This window comes from Phenylobacterium aquaticum (assembly GCF_947378715.1).
Lineage (GTDB): Bacteria > Pseudomonadota > Alphaproteobacteria > Caulobacterales > Caulobacteraceae > Phenylobacterium > Phenylobacterium aquaticum_A.
Genome location: NZ_CANCLE010000181.1, coordinates 1 through 7,147, shown reverse-complemented (window position 1 = coordinate 7,147; position 7,147 = coordinate 1). Strand labels below are relative to the sequence as shown.

The window sequence follows — 7,147 nt, the reverse complement described above, 5'->3', positions numbered from 1 at the left end:
GCCAAGGGCCTGGCCCGTTCGCCCATGACCAGCATCGACCAGACCCGCCGACTGGCGGAGCTGGTTTTCGACGAGGTCGAGGCCGAACCCCTGGCCAGCGGGACCGGGGCGCTGGACGCCCTGCGCGACGCCGGCTGGACCCTGCTGGCTGCCGACGCGCTCGGCGCCTGCGACGTGATGCTCGAGAAGGCCGTGGCCTATGCCCAGGAGCGCAAGCAGTTCGGCCGGGTGATCGGCTCTTTCCAGGCGGTCAAGCATATGTGCGCCGAGATGGCGGCCGAGCTGGAGCCCTGCCGGGCGCTGGTCTGGTACGCCGCCTACGCCTTCGACGCGGCCCCGGACGAGGCCTCGCTGACGGCCGCCCACGCCAAGGCCCACACCTCCGAGGTCGGCCGCTTCGTCGCTCGCACCGCGACCGAGGTGCATGGCGGCATGGGCATCACCGACCTGCTGGGCCTGCACTTCTGGTTCAAGCGCATCGGCCTGAACCGTCAGCTGCTGGGCGGCCCGGAGCGGGTGAGGGCGACGGCCGCGCGGCTCCAGGGCCTGGCGGCCTGATCAGGCGAGACGGGCAGACGATTCCGGGGCTAGCCTCGTCCCCTCGAAGCCAGGGGAGAGGACGCCATGAGTTGCCAGCACGGAGCGTTTCTCAAGGCGGTCACGCCCTCGGCGGACGGCTGTGAGGAATGTCTGAAGATCGGCGCGGGCTGGGTGCATCTGCGTTTGTGCCGGGCGTGCGGCCATGTGGGCTGCTGCGACGACTCGCCCAACACCCACGCCACCAAGCATTTCCGCGCCACCGGCCATCCAATCATGGAGACCTATGATCCGCCGGACGGCTGGGGCTGGTGCTATGTCGACGAGATCATGCTCGACCTCTCCGACGACCAGACCCTGCACCTGCCGGGCGGGCGCTACTAGCTAGGGCGTCACCAGGCCATCGCGCATCGAGGGGTGGACCAGGGCGTGCAGCTCCGGGCGCTTGGCGATGTAGGCGTGGAAGAAGGGGCAGGTCGGCTTGACCAGCAGATTGAGCTCCCGCGCATAGGCCAGGCCCGCCTGGACCAGCAGGCCGCCAACCCCCTTACCGCCGAAGGCCGGCGGCACGACCGTGTGGGGGAAGACGATGGCGTCCGGCTCCAGTCGGTATTCGGCGAAGGCGGTCTCGTCGCCGAGCTGAACCTCGAACCGATGCGTCGTCTTGTTGTTGATCACGTTCAGCGGCGCGTCGGTCATGGCCAGTCCCTTCTGATTCCGGGGAACGAGAGCATGTCGGCGGCTGGACGGCCAGTCCGCTTCCACGTTCGCTGAACCTGCGTTGCGCCAAGGTTTCAAATCCGAACGCCGCCTGACATTCCCCCGCCGAGCTGTCGTGCGATGACGCGGCTCAATGATTTGGGGAGAGGCTGATGACCCGTCGCCTGAAGATATCCGCGATCTGCGCCCTGGGCCTGATGGTCATGGCCGCGCCCGCCGGCGCCCAGATGCGGCCGCCGCTGGATGGCCCATCCGCCGAGGACAGGACCCGGATGGAGGCGCACCGCGCCGAGATGGCGCGTGACATGCACATCCTGCTGCGGCTGCGGCCCGACCAGGAGGCCGCCTGGAAGGCCTTTGAGGCCGCCATGGCCCCGCCGGAGCCGCCCATGGCGCCCCCGCGGGGCGCGCCCGATCTGGCCGCGACCACGCCGCAACGCCTTGACGAGATGGACAGACGCCGCGCCGAGGGCGACGCCCGGGGCGCCAGGATCGAGGCGGCGGTGCGCGCCTTCTACGCCGCGCTCTCACCGGAGCAGCAGCAGGCGTTCGATGCGCTCGGGCGGCTCACCGGCCCTATGCGACCCGGCCCGATGGGGCATGGTCCCATGGGCCCTGGGCCGCACGGGCGGGGGCCGGGCGGCCCCGGCGGCTTCGAAGGCCCCGGCGAACGCGGGCCGCCCCCGCCGCCGCGCGACTGACGAACCACGGGCGCCTCCCGGCTCCCTTGCCCAGGGCTTGAACAGCGGCCTCGCGGAAGGGCGGACGCGAGGTCGCATGGGCGAAATGTGGCGAACGTGCGATATCCTGGCCACAGTTGGGCGCCAGGGACGCATCATGAGCCTCGCCATGAATCCCGCTCCGATCCCGCAGATCCTCGTCGTCGATGATGACCTGGCCCTGCGCGCCAGTATTTCCGACTATCTCGGTCAGCACGGATATGGGGTTCACGCCGCCTCGGACGCCGTGACGATGGAGAAGGTGCTGGCCTCCGTCCCCATCGACCTGATTGTCCTGGACGTCATGCTGCCGGGCGAGGACGGGCTGTCGATCTGCCGCCGGGTGGCCGATGGCGGCGGGCCGGCGATCATCATGGTCAGCGCCATGGGCGACGAGATCGATCGCATCCTGGGGCTGGAGCTGGGCGCCGACGACTATCTCGCCAAGCCCTGCAGCCCGCGCGAGCTGCTGGCCCGGGTCCGGGCGGTGCTGCGCCGCCGCGAGGAATCGGCCGCCGGGTCGCCGCCCAAGGGCAAGGCCTACTACTTCCTGGGCTTCACCCTGGACGGGGTGCGCCGGACGCTGCGGGCGCCGAACGGGGTTTCGATCCTGCTCACCGCCGGAGAATTCTCCCTGCTCAGCGTGTTCCTCGACAATCCGCAGCGGATCCTGTCGCGCGACCAGCTGATCGAGAAGGCGCGGGGCGCGGAGGCCGATGTGTTCGACCGCGCCGTGGACGTCCAGATCAGCCGCCTGCGCCGCAAGCTGCACGACTGCGCGCCGCAGGAGATCATCAAGACCTATCGCGGCGCGGGCTATCTGTTCGACGCCAAGGTGACCCGTCCGTGACACCGGACATCGGGGGCGACACGGTGGGGCGGACCCGCGCGCCCATCGCCCTGCAGCTGGTCGCTCTGCTGGTGGTCTCGCTGATCGCCGCCCAGGCCATGACCTTCGCCGTGGTCGTGCTGATGCCGCCGCCGGTGCGCGAGGTCTATCGGCTGGAGGAGGTCGCCCAGGCCCTGAAGGGCGGCGCGCTCACCGCCCGCTATGGCCGGCCGTTGGTGCGCACGGTGCAGGCGGCCGCGCCCGCCGAGCCCGCGCCCAGCCATCCGGGCTGGCCGGGACCGCACGACTGGTCGCGCCGCCAGCTGGCCGCCCTGCTGGGGGTTCCAGAGGTCGATGTGCGGCTGACCGAGAAACCCCCGCTCTCGCCTTTCATGTTCCGCAGCGGCTTCCGCCAGAGGTACGACGATCGGCGCGGGCCCGGGATGCAGGCGGGGATGCAGCCGGGGCCGCGACCGCAGGGCGAGGGCGCCGGAGATTCGGTCGCCGGGCTGGCGGGCCCAGGCCCGCCGCCGGGCGCTGGTGGGCCGCCCAATGGCGAGATGATGTTCGCCGCCCCGCGTCCTGGCGGCGGCTATTTCGTCGGCGGCGAGGGGCGAGGCGGTCCCGATAGCCGGCGGGGCCCGCGCGGCGGCTTCATGATCGAGGGCGGACGGCCGCTGATGGGCGCCTTCACCGCCGCCGTGCGCCAATCCGGCGGCGGCTGGGTGGTGGTGCGGCCAAAGCCGGACTCCTTTCCCAATGACTGGCAGCTGCGGCTGATGCTGTGGCTGGCCGGCAGCCTGCTGCTGGTCGTGCCCCTGGGCTATCTGTTCGCGCGGCGGATCACCGCCCCGATCGGCAAGTTCGCCCGGGCCGCCGAGGCCCTGGGTCGCGACCCCAACGCCCCGATGATGGCCCTGACCGGCCCGGCCGAGATCGGCCAGGCGGCGCGGGCTTTCAACGACATGCAGGCCCGGCTGAAGCGCTATGTCGACGACCGCACGGCGATGATGGGGGCGATCTCCCATGACCTGCGCACGCCGCTGGCCCGCATCCGCTTCAAGATGGAGGCGGCCTCCGATCCCCTGAAACAGGCCGTGGTCGCCGACCTCGAACAGATGGAGCAGATGATCGCCTCGGTCCTGGCCTTCATCCGCTACGCCAGCGCCTCGCGGCCCCGTGAGCGGCTGGACCTGCTGAGCCTGCTGGAGTGCCTGGTCGACGAAGCGGTCGAGGTCGGCCAGGAGGTGGGCATGGGCGCTGTGGGACCCGCGACGGTAGAGGCTGACGCCCTGGGCCTGCAGCGGCTGTTCCGCAATCTGATCGACAACGCCGTGAAGTATGGCGACCGGGCCCGGGTCTCACTGTGGCGCCAGGGGGGCGAGGCGGTGGTGGAGATTTCCGACGACGGGCCGGGCCTGCCGCCGGGCGAACTGGAGCGGGTGTTCGAGCCCTTCTATCGCGCCGAGTCCGCACGGACCCTGGATGGTTCAGGCGTCGGCCTGGGCCTGGCTGTGGCCCGCTCCCTGGCCCGCGCTCATGGCGGCGATGTCTCGTTGTCCGCGCCTCCGGGCCAGGGCCTGGTCGCCGAGGTGCGATTGCCGCTGTCCAAGACCTGAAAGTCGAGACTGGCCCGGCGCCTGAAGGCGTGGGGAAGGCCGGCGCCGCCCGCCGGCCAAGGCATTCCCCCGGGAGGGATTTCCCGACCTGTTCTGGTCGGGAAACACTCGGGTGCGTATCCCCGGAATGCGGGATCTGCGACCCTCAAGACGTCTGACCCGCCAGCCCAGATTGTCCGGGCCCGGCCTTGGATCAGGCGGTGACCGAGGTCGAGGTCGCCGTCTTGCTCGCGGCGAAGGACTGGAACGACTTTTCCATGGACGCCTTGAAGGCCTCCATGGCGGCGGTGAGCTCGGAGGCGCTGAGCTTGCCGTCGCCGTCAGTGTCCAGGCTGTTGAGGGCCGTCTGGACGCTGTCGGTGGTCGAGGTGGTGTCCGAGTTCGCTGTACTCGAACTGGTCTTCTTCTGGCTCTTGCTCAGGGCGGACTTGATCTCGTCAAGGCCGAGCGAGCCATCGCCATCGGTGTCCAGGTCCTTCAAGAGCTGACTGGCCATGTCACTGGACGAGACGCCGCTGGCGGCGTGCTCGTGGTGATGGCCGCCCTTGGGACGGTTGGCCTCCAGCGCGGTGCTCAGTTCCGAGCTGGAGAGCTTGCCGTCGCCGTCGGTGTCCAGCTCGCCGAATTTCTTCGTCAGGCTGGTGGAGTCCGAGGAGGACGATTGGCCGAGCTTGGACTGGATTTCCGAAAGGCTCAGCGAGCCGTCACCATCGGTGTCGGTGTCGCTGATCAGCTTGTTGGCGATGTCCGTGGCGGACGGCGGCGCCTGTTGGGTGGAGAGCAGCGACGAGAGCGTATTGGCCGAGAACTGGCTGGACGCCTGGGAACTGCCGCTCGGCGGAGGGCCGGGTGGGGGACCGGGCGGCGCGCCTGACGCCTGGTCGGTTTCCGTGGCGCCGGGCAAGGATTGCCCAGCACCCTGAGTCCGCTGAGCGAGCAGCATACTCAGCATTTGCTGGGCGCCGCTCGTCGCGTAACTCGTTGAGCTACTTGAGATTTGCATTCTCACCTCCGGTTGGAAGCGTGGGGCGGCCGGGGGATTCCGGCCGGATGCGCGTCATGTCTGGCGCGCATCCAGGGCCCGCCATGCAAGTTGCGTGAAAGGATATTCCCCGCAGTTTGTTTCAGTTTACAATTCAGTATTGAAACACAAATGTAACCGACGGCGGTTGTTGTCCAAATATACATGTAAAACGAAATTACGTAGACATATTCTTGCCCGACTTACCTCTCTATCCAAAGAGGGAAGTCTTCATGAGCCGGAAAAAGGCGCCGCATCTCCAGTCGCAGCTTTGGTCCCGAGCGGCGCCTGCCCTGGCCGGATTGACCGCGATCGCTGCGGGATTTCCGGCCGGGGCCGGGACCTCCATCTCCACGGCGACGACGACCCCGGTGGCGACCTCCACCGTCAATGGCGGGGCGGCGGACGACATCACCGTCACCAGCGACGGCACGATCAAGCCCGCCTCCGGCACGGCCGTCACCCTGGACAGCAACAACAGCGTCTCCAACGCCGGCACGATCTATTATCGCGACGTCGACAATGTCACCGACGTGCTGCTGCTGGGCGGACACACCGGATCCTTCAGCAACACCGGCACGCTGGAGGCCGACGAGACCCACACCGACACCGACAGCAATGGCGACGGCAATTATGACGGCGTCTTCGCCACCGGCACGGGCCGCTACGGCCTGCGTCTGACCGGGACCTCGCCCTTCGTCGGCGACATCAGCCTGTCCAGCGGTTCGGTGATCAATATCCGCGGCAACGACTCGGCCGGGGTGTCGCTGGAGGCGGCCCTGCAGGGCACGCTGCTGAACGTCGGAAGCATCACTGCGGTCGGCGACCGGGTGTTCGGCGTCCACGCCATGAGCACGATCAGCGGCGACGTCGCCCTGCGCGGCTCGGTCAGCACGACCGGGCTCGGCGCAGTGGCGGTCCAGCTGGACGACAATGTCGGCGGCCAGCTGCTGGTGCAGAGCGCGATCGTCTCCACCGGCTATCGCTACACCAGCCGCAGCAGCACCCAGTCGGTGCTGGACGCCCTGGGCGCCGACGACCTGTTGCAGGGCGGTTCGGCCCTGGTGATCAAGGGCGACGTGGCCGGCGGCGTGCTGCTGGAAATCCCGCCCACCCTGGACTCCACCAACACCGACGTAGATGGCGACGGCTATACCGACACCGCCGAAGGCAGCGCCTCGGTGGTCAGCTATGGCGCGGCCCCGGCCATTGTCATCGGGGCCAGCGGCCGCACCGTGACCCTCGGCGACGTCGGGACCAACGGCGAGGCCTATGGCTTCGTCAATCGCGGCGCGATCGCGGGCGCCGGGGTCTATGACGGTGTGTCCGCCACCGGCCTGCAGGTCGGGGTGGCGGGGGGCCTGGTCAACCTGACCGGCGGCCTGAGCAACCAGGGTTCGATCGGCGCCTCCAGCTATGACGCCGACGCGACCGCCGTGCATTTCCTGTCGGGCGCCTCGGCCTACACCATCGTCGACGCCGGCAGCATGACCGCCACCCAGACCGGCGACACGGCGCATTCGGCGACGGGTCTGCTGATCGACGCCGGCGCCTCGACGCCGAACCTGATCATCAGCAAGGCGCACTCCATCGGGGCGTCGATCGTCGGCGTGACCGGAACCTCGACGGTCGGCGGAAACGCCACGGCGATCCGCGACCTGTCCGGCAGCCTGACCTCGATCATCAACAACGGCTTCATCGC

The 7,147-nt window shown here is 69.2% G+C and carries 8 protein-coding genes; 6 read left to right on the top strand and 2 right to left on the bottom strand.

Annotated features, from left to right (window positions below; all coding sequences use genetic code 11):
• A partial coding sequence (locus tag Q7P21_RS17970) for an acyl-CoA dehydrogenase family protein (protein WP_304178179.1) occupies positions 1–558 on the top strand: 558 nt, incomplete at its 5' end.
• A gap of 66 nt (positions 559–624) precedes the next feature.
• Entirely contained in the window at positions 625–921 is a 297-nt protein-coding gene (locus tag Q7P21_RS17965; RefSeq protein WP_304165923.1) for a UBP-type zinc finger domain-containing protein, read from the top strand.
• Here the strand turns inward: Q7P21_RS17965 and Q7P21_RS17960 are convergent, their stop codons facing one another.
• Positions 922–1,236 (bottom strand): GNAT family N-acetyltransferase, encoded by a 315-nt coding sequence (locus Q7P21_RS17960; RefSeq protein WP_304165926.1) that lies wholly within the window; start codon positions 1,234–1,236, stop codon positions 922–924.
• Positions 1,237–1,409: 173 nt separating this feature from the next.
• Here Q7P21_RS17960 and Q7P21_RS17955 point away from each other — a divergent pair, with 173 nt between their 5' ends.
• The 3 genes from Q7P21_RS17955 to Q7P21_RS17945 all read left to right on the top strand — a co-directional run bounded on the left by Q7P21_RS17955 (position 1,410) and on the right by Q7P21_RS17945 (position 4,424).
• On the top strand, positions 1,410–1,958 hold the full coding sequence (locus tag Q7P21_RS17955; protein WP_304165929.1) for a Spy/CpxP family protein refolding chaperone: 549 nt from the start codon (positions 1,410–1,412) through the stop codon (positions 1,956–1,958).
• A 136-nt stretch (positions 1,959–2,094) separates the two neighbouring features.
• Positions 2,095–2,826 carry a response regulator gene (locus tag Q7P21_RS17950; RefSeq protein WP_304165930.1) on the top strand — a complete coding sequence of 244 codons (732 nt, stop codon included), beginning with the start codon at positions 2,095–2,097 and terminating at the stop codon, positions 2,824–2,826.
• Positions 2,823–4,424, top strand: coding sequence for an ATP-binding protein (locus Q7P21_RS17945; RefSeq protein WP_304165932.1), 1,602 nt, complete (start codon positions 2,823–2,825; stop codon positions 4,422–4,424). The genes Q7P21_RS17950 and Q7P21_RS17945 overlap by 4 nt, the downstream gene beginning before the upstream one ends.
• Before the next feature lie 193 nt (positions 4,425–4,617).
• Here the strand turns inward: Q7P21_RS17945 and Q7P21_RS17940 are convergent, their stop codons facing one another.
• The gene (locus Q7P21_RS17940) at positions 4,618–5,328 is read right to left on the bottom strand and encodes an EF-hand domain-containing protein (protein ID WP_304165935.1); all 711 of its coding nucleotides are present in this window, start codon (positions 5,326–5,328) and stop codon (positions 4,618–4,620) included.
• Positions 5,329–5,678: 350 nt separating this feature from the next.
• Between Q7P21_RS17940 and Q7P21_RS17935 the strand changes: the two genes are divergently transcribed.
• Positions 5,679–7,147 (top strand): beta strand repeat-containing protein (locus Q7P21_RS17935; protein WP_369695354.1); only part of this gene is annotated, 1,469 nt, incomplete at its 3' end.